A 14,764-nucleotide genomic window follows, 5' to 3' on the forward strand; every position below is an offset into this window, starting at 1 on the left:
TTCGCGTAACCCGTCAGCTCAAGGTACGCGCGGCCGGTGGCTGACGCGTCAGTAGCGCGCCGCGCATCGACACACGCGAAGGTGCAGCGGGAGACCGACGTATAGCCCGTCGGTCAGACCCATCCAAGCGCCTTATTTTTCCCGTGCCAAGAATCGTTGCGCCAGCCGAACCCAGTACGTCGAGCCGATCGGCAATAGGTCGTCGTTAAAGTCATAGCTCGCGTTATGCAGCATGCACGGTCCGGCGCCATGTCCTGAGTCCCGGTGCCCACCGTCGCCATTGCCGAGAAACGCGTAACAGCCCGGCTTTGCCAGCAGCATGAACGAAAAATCCTCAGCGCCCATTGTCGGTTCGACCGCATCGTCGACGTTTTCCTCGCCAACAATTTCCTTCATGACCGTCGCCGCGAAGCGGGTCTCTTCGCTACTGTTGATGGTCGGCGGATAGTTGCGATGAAAGTGGACGTTGACCGAACAATCGTAGGCCTCGGCCGTGCTCTCCGCGATCTTGCGCATGCGTGCTTCGATCAGATCGAGCGTTTCGGTGGTAAAAGTCCGCACGGTGCCTGCGATCCACGCATCGTCGGGGACGACGTTGAGAGCGTCACCGGCGTGGATCTGAGTGATCGACAGTACGGCGGTATCGAGCGGCTTCTTGTTTCGCGTGATGATGCCCTGCAGCCCGTTCGCGATCTGCACCGCCGTGAAAACCGGGTCACGCCCGTTGTGCGGCAGCGCCGCGTGCGAACCCACACCCTTTATTTCAATACGAAACTCGTTGCTGGACGCCATGATCGGGCCTTCGGTCACACCGAAGTGGCCCGCCGGCATGCCCGGCCAGTTGTGGATTCCGAAAACTGCGTCAACCGGAAATTTCGTGAACAGACCGTCGTCGATCATTGCCTGTGCGCCGGCACCACCTTCTTCCGCCGGTTGAAAGATAAATACGATCGTGCCATCAAAATCACCGTGCTTGACCAGATGCCGCGCCGCGCCGAGCAGCATCGCAGTATGACCGTCATGGCCGCACGCGTGCATTTTGCCGTCGTTCTGGGAGCGATGGCCGAAGGTATTGAGCTCCTGGATCGGCAGCGCATCCATGTCCGCGCGCAGTCCAATCGAACGCGATCCGTTGCCGCGTTTCAGGATGCCGACTACGCCTGTCTTACCCAATCCGCGATGAGTTTCGATGCCCCAGGACTCAAGTGCCTTGGCAACCAGATCCGCGGTTGCTGTTTCTTCGTAACGAAGCTCGGGGTGTGCATGGATCGCTCGTCGGAGGGTCTGGATTTCGCCGTGGGCGGCCTGGATTTCTGGGATCAGTTTCATGATTGGTGCGCTTGTGCTTTGCTTTGCGTGGAGTCGCTCGGGGCTATACCGCCCGGGCACGTTGGTACCTGATTCTACGCCGAAGGCATTTTTGGCGGCACTGGGCGGGTCAACGGGCAGTGGACGTAATAAAATCCGGAGGCGTCTTACCGCTTACCGATTACCGCTCTCCTGGACGGACCGCCGATGAATGCTCCGACTGAATTCGCCCGCGCGGTGTGCCCGCACGATTGCCCTGACACCTGTGCGATGCGGGTGGTCGTCGAAGACGGACGGGCGGTCAAAGTCGTCGGCGATCCCGATCATCCTCCGACTCAAGGCGCGTTGTGCACCAAAGTCAGCCGCTATGCCGAGCGGGTGCACCATCCGCATCGGTTGACGACGCCAATGAAGCGGGTCGGTCGGAAAGGCGAAGGCCGTTTTGAGCCGATCAGTTGGGATGAGGCGTTCGAGTTGGCCGCTGGGCGCTTGTCGGAAATCGCGAACCGAACGCCCGAAGCCATCGTGCCGTACAGCTATGCTGGCACGATGGGCCTGGTTCAGGGGGACAGCATTGCGCAGCGGTTCTTTCACAAACTCGGGGCATCCCAGCTGGACCGCACGATTTGCGCTGCTGCTGGTGCGGCGGGGCTGAAGTACACCTACGGCGCCAGCCTCGGCATGCTTACCGAGTTTTTCGCCGAGAGCGAGGTCATCCTGATCTGGGGCTCGAACCCCATCGCTTCGAACCTGCATTTCTGGACGCGCGCCCAGGAAGCCAAGCGTCGCGGAGCACGGCTGATCGCGATCGACCCGTACCGGTCACTGACGGCGGAAAAATGCCATCAGCACATTGCACTGAAGCCCGGAACCGACGGTGCTTTGGCGCTTGGCATGATCAACGTATTGATCACGGAAAATCTGCTCGATCAGGCCTACATCGCGGCTCATACGCTCGGTTTTGACGAACTCAAGTCGCGCGCGCTCAGCTATCCGCCCTCGCGTGCCGCACAGATTTGCGGTGTGGACGAGCAAGTGATCGTCGATCTTGCGCGCCTTTACGGCAGCACGAGGAAGGCCGCGATCCGGATGAACTATGGTCTGCAGCGAGTGCGTGGCGGCGGCAACGCCGTGCGCGCAATCGCCTGTTTGCCCTCGCTGACAGGAGCGTGGCGGGAGCGGGCGGGCGGTGTCCTGTTGTCATCGGGTGGATGGGCGCCGGTGGATTCGCACTCGTTGCAGCGCCCGGATCTGATGCCGGACTGGCCCGCCAAGACATCGCGCGTGATCAATATGAACGCCATCGGCGACGCATTGCTGCACCCGGGCGACGCGACGTTCGGCCCGAAAGTCGAAGCGATCGTCGTCTATAACTCGAATCCGGTGGCAGTCGCGCCGGACTCGGAACGAGTTGCCGCCGGTTTTGCTCGCGAAGACCTGTTCACGATCGTGCTCGAGCATTTTCAGACCGACACCGCGGACTACGCCGATCTGCTTCTCCCTGCCACGACACAACTCGAGCACCTCGACGTGCACAAGTCGTACGGGCACACGCACGTGATGGTTAACTTGCCCGCGATCGCGCCGGTCGGCGATGCACGCCCGAACACGGAGATCTTTCGCGGCCTGGCGCGGCACATGGACCTGCAGGAGCCGGCGCTTTACGAGAGCGACGACGCTATCGCGCAGTCGGCGTTCCGTTGGGAAGACAAAACGCTCGAAGGCGTCAGCTGGGAGTCGCTAAAGAAAACCGGCTGGGCAGCGCTCAACCTGCCTGACGCGCCATTCGCGGAGGGCGGTTTTCGCACGCCGTCGGGCAAATGCGAATTCTTCAGCGAGCGTCTCGCGCAGCAAGGGCTTGATCCGCTGCCGGACTATTTGCCGCCTTATGAATCCGCGGACGGTGCGCCTGCGCTTGCTGCCCGTTATCCGCTTGCGATGATCTCGCCGCCTGCCCGCAATTTCCTGAACAGCACCTTCGTGAACATCGAAAGCCTGCGTTCGACGGAAGGTGAGCCACACCTGGACATCCACCCGGCCGACGCGCAGCAGCGCGGCATCGAGGACGGTGATCAGGTACGCATCTTCAACGATCGCGGCGCGATGCAGGCGCGCGCCCGTGTCACCGAGAAGACGCGTGAAGGGCTCGTCGTCGGCTTGTCGATCTGGTGGAAGAAGCTCGCGCCCGACGGCTGCAACGCCAATCAGGTCACTAGCCAGGCGCTCACCGATCTGGGCGGATCGGCCACGTTCTACGACTGTCTCGTCGAAGTTGAACGCGCCTGAAAACATGCTCAGAAATCAAACAGCTGCGGCCCGCAATGGGTTCGAGGCTGCAGTCTAACCCAGCCGCTTTTCGCGAATAGCACAGGGATGCCCATGCTACGATGCGTTTTTAGCACGACCATTCGAAAATAAAGGAGGAGACGCTGCATGGACAAAATCTGGCTGAAATCTTATCCACCCGGCGTTCCCGCAGAGATTGACCCGACTCGCTATTCGTCCGTCGCCGAACTGCTCGAAGAAGCTTTTCGCGAGCACCGCGCCAAACCGGCGTTCGTGTGCATGGGTAAGGAAATCAGCTACGGCGAGCTCGACGCGCTCTCGCGCAAGCTGGCCGCGTGGTTTCAGTCGAAGGGCCTTGCCCGCGGTTCACGCGTCGCGATCATGATGCCGAACGTGCTGCAATATCCTGTAGCGATCGCAGCGATCTTGCGCGCGGGCTACGTGGTGGTGAATGTGAATCCGCTCTACACCCCACGGGAGCTCGAGCATCAGCTCAAGGACAGCGGCGCGGAAGCGATCATTCTGCTCGAAAACTTCGCCGTGACGCTCCAGGCGATCGTGCGCAATACGTCGATCAAGCACATCGTCGTCGCCGCAATGGGCGATCTGATGGGTGTGAAGGGCACGCTCGTGAACTTCGTTGTGCGCCGGGTAAAGAAGATGGTGCCGGCGTGGAATCTCCCCGGTCATGTCAAATTCAACACCGCGATCGCCGAGGGTGGCCGCGAGGATTTCAAGACTGTCCAGCAAGGTCCGGACGACGTCGCATTTCTACAGTACACGGGTGGCACGACCGGCGTCGCCAAGGGTGCGACGCTCCTGCATCGCAACCTGATCGCCAATGTGCTGCAATCGGAAATCTGGCTCGATCCGGTCCGCGCCAATCGCACGGATATCGATCAGTTCATCACCGTGGTTGCGTTGCCGCTTTATCACGTCTTCGCGCTGACGGTTTGCGGACTGCTGACGATCCGTACCGGCGGCCTCGGCGTGCTGATCCCGAATCCGCGTGATATCCCGGGCATGATCAAGGCGCTGGAAGGCTATCCGATTACCACGATTCCCGCCGTCAACACGCTGTACAACGCAATGCTCAACAGCCCGGACTTCCATAAGCTCGATTTTTCGAAGCTGATCGCAGCCAATGGCGGCGGTATGGCAGTACAGGAAGCTGTCGCCAAGCGCTGGTTCGAGCTAACGCATACGCCGATCATCGAGGGCTACGGTCTGTCGGAGACGTCGCCATGCGTCACCTGCAATCCGGTTACCGTTACGGAATACAGCGGCACGATCGGTTTGCCGCTGCCGTCGACGGAAATCTCGATTCGCGACGACGAAGGCAATGAGGTGCCGCTAGGCCAGCCAGGAGAAATATGTATCCGTGGCCCGCAGGTGATGGCGGGCTACTGGAACCGCCCGGACGAAACGGCCAAGGTGATGACGCCGGATGGCTTCTTTAAGTCGGGCGATGTCGGCTTGATGAACGAAAATGGCTTCGTCAAGATCGTCGACCGGAAGAAGGACATGATTCTGGTCTCCGGCTTCAATGTCTATCCGAACGAAATCGAAGACGTTGTCGCCAAGATGCCAGGCGTATTCGAAGTCGCGGCGGTTGGCGTGCCGGATCAGCATTCAGGCGAAGCGGTGAAGTTGTTCATCGTGAAGAAGGACCAGGCCCTTACTGATGCGGATATCTTCGCTTACTGCAAAACGCAGTTGACCGGCTACAAACGGCCGAAGATTGTCGAATTCCGGACTGAGCTGCCTAAGAGCAATGTCGGTAAGATTCTGCGTCGCGAGTTGCGCGACGGCCGGGCTTAGTCGCAGTTAGTGCAATAAGCGCGTATGGCGCCCATCGGCCTAGATAGAGCCGGCACGAAGTAACTCGATGAAAGTAAGAAAGAGAAAGGCCCGACAGATGAAAATCTGCCGGGCCTTCCTCTTTGAGTCAGCGTGCTCCATGCAAAAACCAGCTAGAACAACGCGCGGCGCGGCCATAAAAAAAGGCGCCCGAAGGCGCCTTTGAGGCAGACTGCTTTATTACGACTTATTAGAACTTGTGGCGGATGCCGACGCGAGCCGTGACTTGGTTCTGGTTCGACGAACCCGTCAGGCCGTTGATGCCTGCCGTTGCTTCGGTCGTACCCGTGCCCGATGCATTCAGCACTTGGCCCAGAGCGTGTTGGTACACACCAATCACATAAACGTCCGTACGCTTGGACAGGAAGTAGTCCACGCCAACTGCACCTTGGTGGTACTGGGCAGTCGATGCACCCTGGATGCTTGCGCCGCGCGTGTAGTCGTATGCAGCGCCGATCAGCAATGCCGGGGTCAACTGATACTTGAAGTTGAGTTCAGCGTTGTTAAACGTAGCCGATTGACCCTTGACGCTCGGCTGGGCGAACGTCGTACCCAGGTTTCCGAACTTGATGTTCGAGTACGTCAGGCCAACCGTTGCTGCGCCGAACGTGTATGCACCACCCGCACCGATCACTTGGTACGTGTTAGCCGACGTGTAGGCACCATAGACCGGCGATGAGACTGCGCCGATCGCCGTCGAAGCCGTGCCGCTGTTGTTGAACAGGCCGCCCGATGCTGCCGGGGTGCGTGCGTTCAAGTAGCCGACGCCCAAGACCAACGGACCGTTGTTGTAGCCAGCGCCCAACGACCAGATCTGGTTCGACGTGACGTTGCCGGCGATGCCGCCGACGCTGTACGTGCCGCCGAACGTCAGGCCGTTGTAGTTGATGCTCGTGTACTTGACCGTGTTGTTGGTGCGGTACGCGTTGTTGAAGTTGTCGATGTCGCCCGGGTGAGCAGCGATGTAGCCGCCCCACTGATCGCCGGCTTCCAGCGGGCCAACGTAGTCAACCACGGAGTCGTACTGACGACCCAGCGTGACCGTACCGAACTGGCTCGACAGGCCGACGTAAGCTTGACGACCGAACATCAGGCCGCCTTGACCCAGCTTGCCGGTGTTCACGTCAAAACCGTTTTCCAACACGAAGATTGCCTTCAGACCGCCGCCCAGATCTTCCGTGCCGCGCAGGCCGAAACGCGAGCCTTGCATGACGCCGCTGGACAGGTTGTATTGGTGAGCGCCAGCACCAGACGGCGTCTTGACGTTGGTGGTGACGTTGAAGCCTTCGTCAATGATGCCGTACAGGGTCACGCTGCTCTGAGCATGTGCGACGCCTGCGAATGCGCCCAGTGCTGCGAGAGCGAGAAGCGACTTTTTCATCGAATGATCTCCAAGGATTACGAATCTTTTGTACAAGGCGAATATTTGTCTAGCGTTGAGGCCTTGCTTGTCCAACTTCGCGAGAAGTTGCACGTAATGTAACAAAAGGCATACATGGCACAAAGAAAAAGGAGAGGGCCAGGACGGGTCCTGTTTCGTTTACGCAACATGGTCTAAAATCGGAGATTGGCCGTCTGAATCGTTTGGATTCAAGGTCTTCGCGAAGCCGGTTTTGCCCCGCAAAGCCTTGTCGCGCGGACCCGTCAGCGCGGCGGGGCGGTTGTCGAATCAGGGAGTGCTGAATGTTTCTGGACGAGTTGATTAGCGAGTTTGATCGGGGTTTACGCTCAATGACTGGCGTGTCGCGGATGAGTCGTCCGTTGCCAGTTCCGCAAGAATCGACGGCGGAGCCGGTCGAGCTTTCCCCGGCGGAGCGCGCGCACGCGGCCGGCTTGATGCGTGTGAACCACGTCGGTGAGGTGTGCGCCCAGGCGCTTTACCAGGCGCAGAAACTCGCTACCCGATCGCCGTCCTTGCGGGCCGTGTTTAATCACGCTGCCATAGAGGAAGAGGACCATCTGGCGTGGACCGCCAAACGCCTCGAGGCGCTCGATTCGCGTCCAAGCCTGCTGAACCCAATCTGGTACACCGGCGCATTGGCAATCGGCCTCGTAGCAGGCCGCCTGGGCGACCGGGTGAGTCTCGGCTTCATGGCGGAAACCGAACGCCAGGTCGAACAGCATCTGGATAGCCATCTGGAGCAATTGCCCGTGACCGACCGCGAGTCGCGCGCGATCGTCGAACAGATGCGTGTGGACGAGGTCGAGCATGGCAAGTCCGCTATGGACGCCGGCGGCATCGAGTTGCCGTTCCCCGCGCGGGCACTGATGCGTGCGGTGTCGAAAGTCATGACACGCACCGCCTACTACATCTAAGTTCGAGACTTCTGCTCACGCATCGTCTGACAGTGGGACGGCGCCTCGCGCGCCGTCCGCCCGAATTACCCGGAACGCCAGCAAACACCTCCAAATCCCGCTTCACGATCTCTTACATTCCGCGCCTTTCCCTCGCACTTTTCACGTATCACCTTCACAAGTTTCACTAGCTCATTCATTTATAACGGTTTTCCGTTTTATGTCTGACATGAAAGAGTCGCGCTAAGTCCTTGTTCTAACAAACAAAATTCGCTCGAAAAGCGCGTATCTCCCTTGACCCCTGTTTAGCGTTCCTCTAAAGTGGGAGACAGTGTGAGAAAGTGTATTTTTGTGTGATCTCACGGGCGGTTTCGGGTAGATTTTCACGAATCGGACAGCCGGCGCAAAAACGCCGCAATGGGAGAGCGAAGTGTTCCAAGGGGCGTCGGCGCTGACGCTCGATGCGAAAGGGCGGATGTCGATTCCCTCTCGCTATCGGGATGCGCTGCAAACACAGGCAGAGGGCCGGGTGACGATCACCAAGCACCCGGACGGCTGCCTGTTGCTCTTTCCGCGCCCGGAATGGGAGATCTTCCGCGACAAGGTCGACAAGCTGCCTATGAACGCGGCCTGGTGGAAGCGCATTTTTCTCGGTAATGCCATGGACGTCGATATGGACGGCGCGGGCCGTGTGCTGGTGTCGCCCGAATTGCGCGCGGCCGGTTCGCTCGAGAAAGAAGTGACCTTGCTCGGCATGGGTCGTCACTTTGAATTGTGGGACGCACAAATTTACGCAGCAAAGGAACAGGCAGCGATCGCCGAGGGCATGCCCGAAGCGTTAAAGAATTTCACGTTCTGATCGCGGATTACATATATGGCACCTGCGATGAGAAACGAATTGCAGCATCGCACGGTGCTGCTGGAAGAGGCGGTCGAAGCGCTGGTCACGCGCGCGGACGGCGTTTATGTGGACGGTACGTTCGGGCGCGGCGGGCATAGCCGGTTGGTGCTGGAGAAGCTGGGCGAGTCGGGGCGTCTGATTGCGTTCGACAAAGACCCGCTCGCCATCGCCACGGCACAGCAGATTGCCGATCCGCGCTTTGGCATCGTGCATGAGAGTTTTGCTTCACTGCGCGAGGCGATTGCAGAGCGCGGAGTAGGGCGGGTGTCGGGCGTTTTGCTGGATCTGGGCGTCTCGTCGCCGCAAGTCGACGACCCGGAGCGGGGTTTCAGTTTCCGCGCCGACGGCCCGCTCGACATGCGGATGGACCCGACGCGCGGCGAGTCCGCGGCTGACTGGCTGGCGCGGGCCACGGTGCAGGAACTGACGGAGGTGATACGAGATTATGGGGAAGAACGGTTTGCTTTTCAGATTGCAAAGGCGCTTGTTGCTCGCCGGGCAGAGTCCGACCGTCTTGGGCCTCTCGTCAGCACGGGCGAGCTTGCCCAAATCGTGGCTAACGTCGTCAAGACCCGTGAGAAGGGCAAGGATCCGGCAACCCGCACCTTTCAAGCTATACGGATTCACATCAATCAAGAGCTTGCGGAGCTGCAAGTCGTTTTAGAAGCAGCGTTGTCGCTGTTGGAGCAAGGGGGGCGGCTGGTGGTCATCAGCTTTCATTCGCTCGAGGACCGGATCGTCAAGCGATTCATGCAGGCGCACGCCAGTACGCCTGCTGTGGACCGCCGTCTGCCGATCCGTGCCGTCGATCTGCCGAGCCCTCCGCTCAAAATCATTGGCCGTGTGTTCGCCAGCGACGCTGAAGTCGCCGCGAACCCGCGCGCCCGTTCTGCCGTGATGCGTGTGGCGGAGCGGATCGCACCATGAATCGCCTCAATATCTTCCTGCTGATGATCGTGATGGGCTGCGCTTTGTCGGTCGTCAATGCAACCAATCAGCAGCGTCAGATCTTTATCCAGCTGCAGCGCGCGCAATCGCAGGAGCGCCAGTTGCAGCAGGATTATTCACAGCTTCAATATCAGCAGAGCGCCTTGTCGAAGACGTCGCGCATCGAGCAGATCGCCACTGATTCCCTGAAGATGCAATCGGTTACGACTGGACGCACCCAGTACCTGACGCTCGACCCGGGCGCGGCCAAGGCTGAAGACGCGCCGATTCCAACTTCCGGGCCGGCCTCGGCGCCGGTCGCGAGCCGTCGCGGAGGCGTGCGATGAAAAAATCGTCGACTCGCAAAAGCGTTGCCTTTTCGGCGAACCCGATCCTGTCGGTGCGCCTGCCCATGTGGCGCTCGAAACTCGTCGTGTTCATGCTATTCCTGGCGTTTGTCGCGCTGACCGCGCGCGCCTTCTGGATCCAGGGGCCCGGCAACGCTTTCTATCAGAAGCAGGGCGAGATCCGCTATCAGCGTCGGCTCGAGCTGCCGGCCACGCGCGGCAAGATTCTCGACCGCAACGGCCTCGTGCTCGCCACGAGTCTGCCGGTGCGCGCGATCTGGGCGATTCCCGATTCGGTACCGGATGACCTCGGCGCCGACAAGCTGAACCAGCTCGGCAAGCTGCTCGACATGACGAACAAGGAGTTGCGCGCCAAGCTGTCGGAGGACAAGAACTTCGTCTACGTGAAGCGCCAGGTGCCGGTCGACGTCGCCGCGAAAGTTACCGCGCTGGACATCCCCGGCATTTACGCGCGCGACGAGTACAAGCGCTTCTATCCGGAAGGTGAGATCACGGCTCACCTGATCGGCTTCACCAATGTGGAAGACGAAGGCCAGGAAGGCGTCGAACTTGGCGATCAGAAGATGCTGGCCGGCATGTCGGGCAGCCGCCGTGTGATTAAAGACCGCATGGGCCACATCATCGAGGACGTGGACGAACAGGTCGTGCCGCATAACGGCCAGGACGTCGATCTTTCGATCGACAGCAAGATCCAGTACATCGCTTATACGAACCTGAAAGCGGCTGTCGAGAAATTCAAGGCGAAGGCCGGCGCGGCGATGGTGATCGACGTGCGGACCGGCGAAGTGCTGGCGCTCGTCAATTACCCTACGTACAACCCGAACGACCGTTCGCACCTGACTGGCGATCAACTGCGCAACCGCATCCTGACGGACACCTTCGAGCCAGGCTCGATCATGAAGCCGTTCACGATCTCGCTGGCACTCGATCTGCACCGCGTGACGCCGACTACACTGGTTGATACAGGCGGCGGCCGTTTCGTACTCGATGGCGCGCCGATTACCGACGACAGCGCGTTCGGCGTGCTGACGGTGGGCGGCGTGATCCAGAAGTCGAGCAACATCGGCGCGACCAAGATCGCCATGCAGCTCAAGCCCGAAGAGATGTGGAATATGTATACCAGCATCGGTCTCGGCCAGGCGCCGAAGGTCGGCTTCCCGGGCGCGGCGGCGGGCCGCCTGCGTCCGTGGAAGAGCTGGCGCCGCATCGAACAGGCGACCATGTCGTACGGCTACGGCCTGTCGGTGTCGCTGTTCCAGTTGGGACGTGCATATACCGCGATCGCGCATGACGGCCAGATCATGCCGGTGTCGATTTTCCACACGCCTGGCGGCGATCAGCCGGCCACGGGGCCGCAGATTTTCGCGCCCACCACCGCTCGCGAAGTGCGTGCGATGCTCGAAACCGTGGTCGCGCCGGGCGGCACGTCGCCGGATGCGGCCGTGCCGGGCTATCGCGTCGGCGGCAAGAGCGGTACCGCGTACAAGCACGGCGCTCACGGTTACGACCACTCCAAGTATCGCGCCTCGTTCGTCGGCATGGCGCCAATGCCGAATCCGCGCATCGTCGTCGCCGTGTCGGTCGACGAACCGACGGCGGGCAGTCACTTCGGCGGTCAGGTGTCCGGTCCGGTGTTCTCGACGATCGTCGGCGATACGCTGCGCTCGCTGAATGTGCCGCCAGATATGCCGGTCAAGCAGATGGTCGTGTCGGACGACTCGGCGCCGGTTGCACCGGGTGCACCGCCTTCGCCGGCCACGGTCAAGAAACTGGTCACCAGCAGCGGCGCGAAGAAGATGACGATCGCCGCCAATGCGAAAACCCACCCCGGAGTCGTGCGATGAGCGCGCTGCGCAAGAAGCATCCAGCGCACCGGCAGATCGCCGACGCACTCAACTGGCTGCACGCGCGCGTGCAGCCAGGCGCGCATCTGCACGCCGACACGCGCACGGTCGCCGCAGGCGACGCGTTTTTCGCCTATGCGGTCGACGGTGCGGACAATCGCCCGTTCATCGACAGCGCGATCGAGCGCGGAGCCGCTGCCGTGCTGGTTCAGCCTGAGGGCTTTAGCGGCGCGATCGATCCGTCCACCACGCTGGGCGTGTCGGCGCTGAACGAGCTTGCCGGTTCGATTGCGAGCGCCTGGTACAACGATCCGAGCGACAGCATGCTGACGGTCGGCGTCACCGGCACCAACGGCAAGACTTCGTGCAGCCAATGGATTTCCGCTGCGCTCACCGCGCTCGGCAAGCGTTGCGCGATCATTGGCACGCTCGGCACCGGTCTGCCGGGACAACTCGTGCACACTGGCTTCACGACGCCTGACGCGCCGCAACTGCAACGCAGTCTTGCGCAGTTGCGCGAGGCCGGTGCTGAAGCGGTGGCGATGGAGGTCTCGTCGCACGCGTTGCATCAAGGCCGGGTGAACGGCACGGCATTCGACATCGCCGTGTTCACGAATCTGACGCAAGACCACCTCGACTATCACGGCACGTTCGAAGCCTACGAAGCAGCCAAGGCGCGACTATTCGCCTGGCCGGAATTGCGCGCTGCGGTGATCAACCGTGACGATGCCGCCGGCCGCCGCCTGCTCGCGAACACCAAGGGCCATGCCCGCACGATCGCTTACGGTCTCAACGAAGCGCTCAAGGACGCGCCGCAAGCCGACGCGTTGCTGCTCGCCTCGAATGTGCGTGCAACCGCGACTGGCACCGCGTTTCATCTCATCACGTCAGATTGGGGCAATGCCGAAGTCGAAGTCCAAACGCTCGGCGCATTCAATGTCAGCAATCTGCTCGGTGTACTCGGCGCGTTGCTTGCCGCCGACGTGCCTTTCGACGCCGCGCTTACCGAACTGGCGAAGCTTGAGCCCGTCAATGGCCGCATGCAACGTCTCGGCGGCCGCTTGCAGAACGACGAGCCGCTCGTCGTGATCGATTACGCGCACACGCCGGATGCGTTGGAAAAGACCCTGGAAGCGCTGCGTCCAATGGCCGCCGCGCGCGGTGGCGAACTGATCTGCATGTTCGGCTGTGGCGGCGACCGTGACGCAACGAAGCGTCCGCTGATGGGCGCGATCGCCGAGCGACTCGCCGACGGCCTTGTCGTGACCAGCGACAACCCGCGCAGCGAAGATCCGCAATCGATCATCGAGCAGATCGCCGCGGGCTTGAAAGACGCCGCGAAGGCCCGTCGCATCGAGGACCGTGCAAGCGCGATCCTGCAAGCGATCCGCGGCGCCGCGCGCGAAGACGTCATCGTGCTGGCCGGCAAGGGGCACGAAGCAACACAGGAAATCATGGGTAAGAAACGCATTTTCTCCGATCAGGATCATGCTCGCCTTGCGCTCGCCGCACGGGCAACGCACGCACGCGGAGGTGGCGAATGACCCGGCAAGGTGCCGCGATGTTCTCGCTGCGTGAAGCCGCCGCGTTGATTCCCGGCGCAACCGTGCTGGGCGACGATAGCGTGAGCTTCGAACGCGTGTCGACCGATAGCCGTAGTGCCGGTCCGGGCGACCTGTTCGTCGCGATCAGGGGTGAGCGTTTCGACGCGCACGATTTCCTCCCGGAAGTCGCGTCGCGCAACGTGACGGCAGCGCTTCTGACGCGCACGCCTGACAACTGGCATGTGCCTGGGTTGCGTGTGGCCGATACGCGCGTCGCGCTCGGCGCACTTGCACGCGGCTGGCGGCGCAGGTTCAGCATGCCGCTCGTCGCCGTGACGGGCAGCAATGGCAAGACGACGGTCAAGGAAATGATCGCGTCGATCTTCGCTGCTGCGGTCGGCGCCGACGCACGCCTCGCGACCGCCGGCAATTTCAACAACGATATCGGTTTGCCGCTGACACTGTTTCGTCTGCACGCCGCACATCAACTGGCGGTGGTCGAACTCGGCATGAATCATCCGGGTGAGACCTCGTTGCTCGCGAAAATTGCGGAGCCGACGGTCGCGGTAGTGAACAACGCACAGCGCGAGCATCAGGAATTCATGGCGACGGTCGAGGCCGTCGCGCTCGAGCATGCCAGCGTGATTCACGCGCTGACGCCGGAAGGCGTCGCCGTGTTCCCCGCCGACGATCCCTACGCGAGCATCTGGCGCGTCGCGGCAACCGGCAACCGCATCATCGACTTCGCTTTGAATAACGCCGGGCGGGTAACGGAAGCCGCGGTAACGGGCACCTTCACGGGCAACGTTCTGAGCATCGACACGCCGGAAGGCCACGTCGGCGTCGCGTTGCAGGTGCTGGGCGACCACAACGCGCACAACGCGTTGGCCGCGACCTCGGCAGCGCTCGCCGCAGGCGTGCCGCTCGACGCGATCAAGCGCGGCCTCGAATCGTTCGGCGCCGTGAAAGGCCGTTTGCAGGTGAAGCGCGCGGCGCTCGGCGCACTCGCCGGCGCAACCGTGATCGACGACACCTACAACGCGAATCCCGATTCGATGCGCGCGGCGATCGACGTGCTCGCGTCGCGTGAATCGCCGCGCGTGCTGGTAATGGGCGACATGGGCGAAGTCGGTGACAACGGCCCGGCGTTTCACCGCGAAATCGGTGCCTACGCAAAGGAACGCGGTATCGACGCGCTTTACGCCATGGGCGACGCCTCGCGCGACGCCTGCAGCGCGTATGGCACGGGCGCGCATCACGTGGCCGATATCGGCACGCTGGTCGCGCAATTGCAGCAAGCCGGTTTTGGCCCCGCTGCAACGCTTCTCGTAAAAGGCTCGCGCTTCATGCAAATGGAACGCGTGGTGGACGCCGTAACGAGTCCACAACCCAACGCAACGGGCAATACGCCCGCTGCACATTGAAATAGAA

The 14,764-nt window shown here is 61.4% G+C and carries 11 protein-coding genes; 9 read left to right on the forward strand and 2 right to left on the reverse strand.

What is annotated here, in order from left to right:
- Window positions 1–132: 132 nt before the first annotated feature.
- The gene (locus PQR67_RS00005) at window positions 133–1,329 is read right to left on the reverse strand and encodes a M20 aminoacylase family protein (protein ID WP_408452766.1); all 1,197 of its coding nucleotides are present in this window, start codon (window positions 1,327–1,329) and stop codon (window positions 133–135) included.
- A gap of 186 nt (window positions 1,330–1,515) precedes the next feature.
- On the opposite strand from PQR67_RS00005, the gene PQR67_RS00010 reads away from it, so the two are divergent.
- Window positions 1,516–3,594, forward strand: coding sequence for a molybdopterin-containing oxidoreductase family protein (locus PQR67_RS00010; protein WP_408452769.1), 2,079 nt, complete (start codon window positions 1,516–1,518; stop codon window positions 3,592–3,594).
- Window positions 3,595–3,741: 147 nt separating this feature from the next.
- Complete coding sequence (locus PQR67_RS00015; RefSeq protein WP_408452771.1) at window positions 3,742–5,415, forward strand: long-chain fatty acid--CoA ligase; 1,674 nt, start codon at window positions 3,742–3,744, stop codon at window positions 5,413–5,415.
- Between the two features lie 229 nt (window positions 5,416–5,644).
- Here the strand turns inward: PQR67_RS00015 and PQR67_RS00020 are convergent, their stop codons facing one another.
- Entirely contained in the window at window positions 5,645–6,835 is a 1,191-nt protein-coding gene (locus PQR67_RS00020) for a porin (protein ID WP_408452774.1), read from the reverse strand.
- Between the two features lie 302 nt (window positions 6,836–7,137).
- On the opposite strand from PQR67_RS00020, the gene coq7 reads away from it, so the two are divergent.
- From coq7 to PQR67_RS00055, 7 genes are all read left to right on the forward strand, one after another.
- Window positions 7,138–7,770 carry a 2-polyprenyl-3-methyl-6-methoxy-1,4-benzoquinone monooxygenase gene (coq7, locus tag PQR67_RS00025; RefSeq protein ID WP_408452777.1) on the forward strand — a complete coding sequence of 211 codons (633 nt, stop codon included), beginning with the start codon at window positions 7,138–7,140 and terminating at the stop codon, window positions 7,768–7,770.
- Window positions 7,771–8,179: 409 nt separating this feature from the next.
- A complete protein-coding gene (mraZ, locus tag PQR67_RS00030) occupies window positions 8,180–8,608 on the forward strand; it encodes a division/cell wall cluster transcriptional repressor MraZ (protein ID WP_006053203.1) in 429 nt (142 codons plus the stop codon).
- Between the two features lie 15 nt (window positions 8,609–8,623).
- Window positions 8,624–9,577: a 16S rRNA (cytosine(1402)-N(4))-methyltransferase RsmH gene (gene rsmH, locus PQR67_RS00035; RefSeq protein WP_408452780.1), complete on the forward strand. Its 954-nt coding sequence runs from the start codon at window positions 8,624–8,626 to the stop codon at window positions 9,575–9,577.
- The gene (gene ftsL, locus PQR67_RS00040; RefSeq protein ID WP_408452783.1) at window positions 9,574–9,924 is read left to right on the forward strand and encodes a cell division protein FtsL; all 351 of its coding nucleotides are present in this window, start codon (window positions 9,574–9,576) and stop codon (window positions 9,922–9,924) included. The genes rsmH and ftsL overlap by 4 nt, the downstream gene beginning before the upstream one ends.
- A complete protein-coding gene (locus PQR67_RS00045; protein WP_408452786.1) occupies window positions 9,921–11,789 on the forward strand; it encodes a peptidoglycan D,D-transpeptidase FtsI family protein in 1,869 nt (622 codons plus the stop codon). Before ftsL ends, PQR67_RS00045 begins: the two co-directional genes overlap by 4 nt.
- Entirely contained in the window at window positions 11,786–13,333 is a 1,548-nt protein-coding gene (locus PQR67_RS00050) for a UDP-N-acetylmuramoyl-L-alanyl-D-glutamate--2,6-diaminopimelate ligase (RefSeq protein ID WP_408452789.1), read from the forward strand. Before PQR67_RS00045 ends, PQR67_RS00050 begins: the two co-directional genes overlap by 4 nt.
- The gene (locus tag PQR67_RS00055) at window positions 13,330–14,757 is read left to right on the forward strand and encodes a UDP-N-acetylmuramoyl-tripeptide--D-alanyl-D-alanine ligase (protein WP_408452792.1); all 1,428 of its coding nucleotides are present in this window, start codon (window positions 13,330–13,332) and stop codon (window positions 14,755–14,757) included. Before PQR67_RS00050 ends, PQR67_RS00055 begins: the two co-directional genes overlap by 4 nt.
- Window positions 14,758–14,764 lie beyond the last annotated feature (7 nt).

This window comes from Paraburkholderia fungorum (assembly GCF_046026025.1).
Lineage (GTDB): Bacteria > Pseudomonadota > Gammaproteobacteria > Burkholderiales > Burkholderiaceae > Paraburkholderia > Paraburkholderia fungorum_E.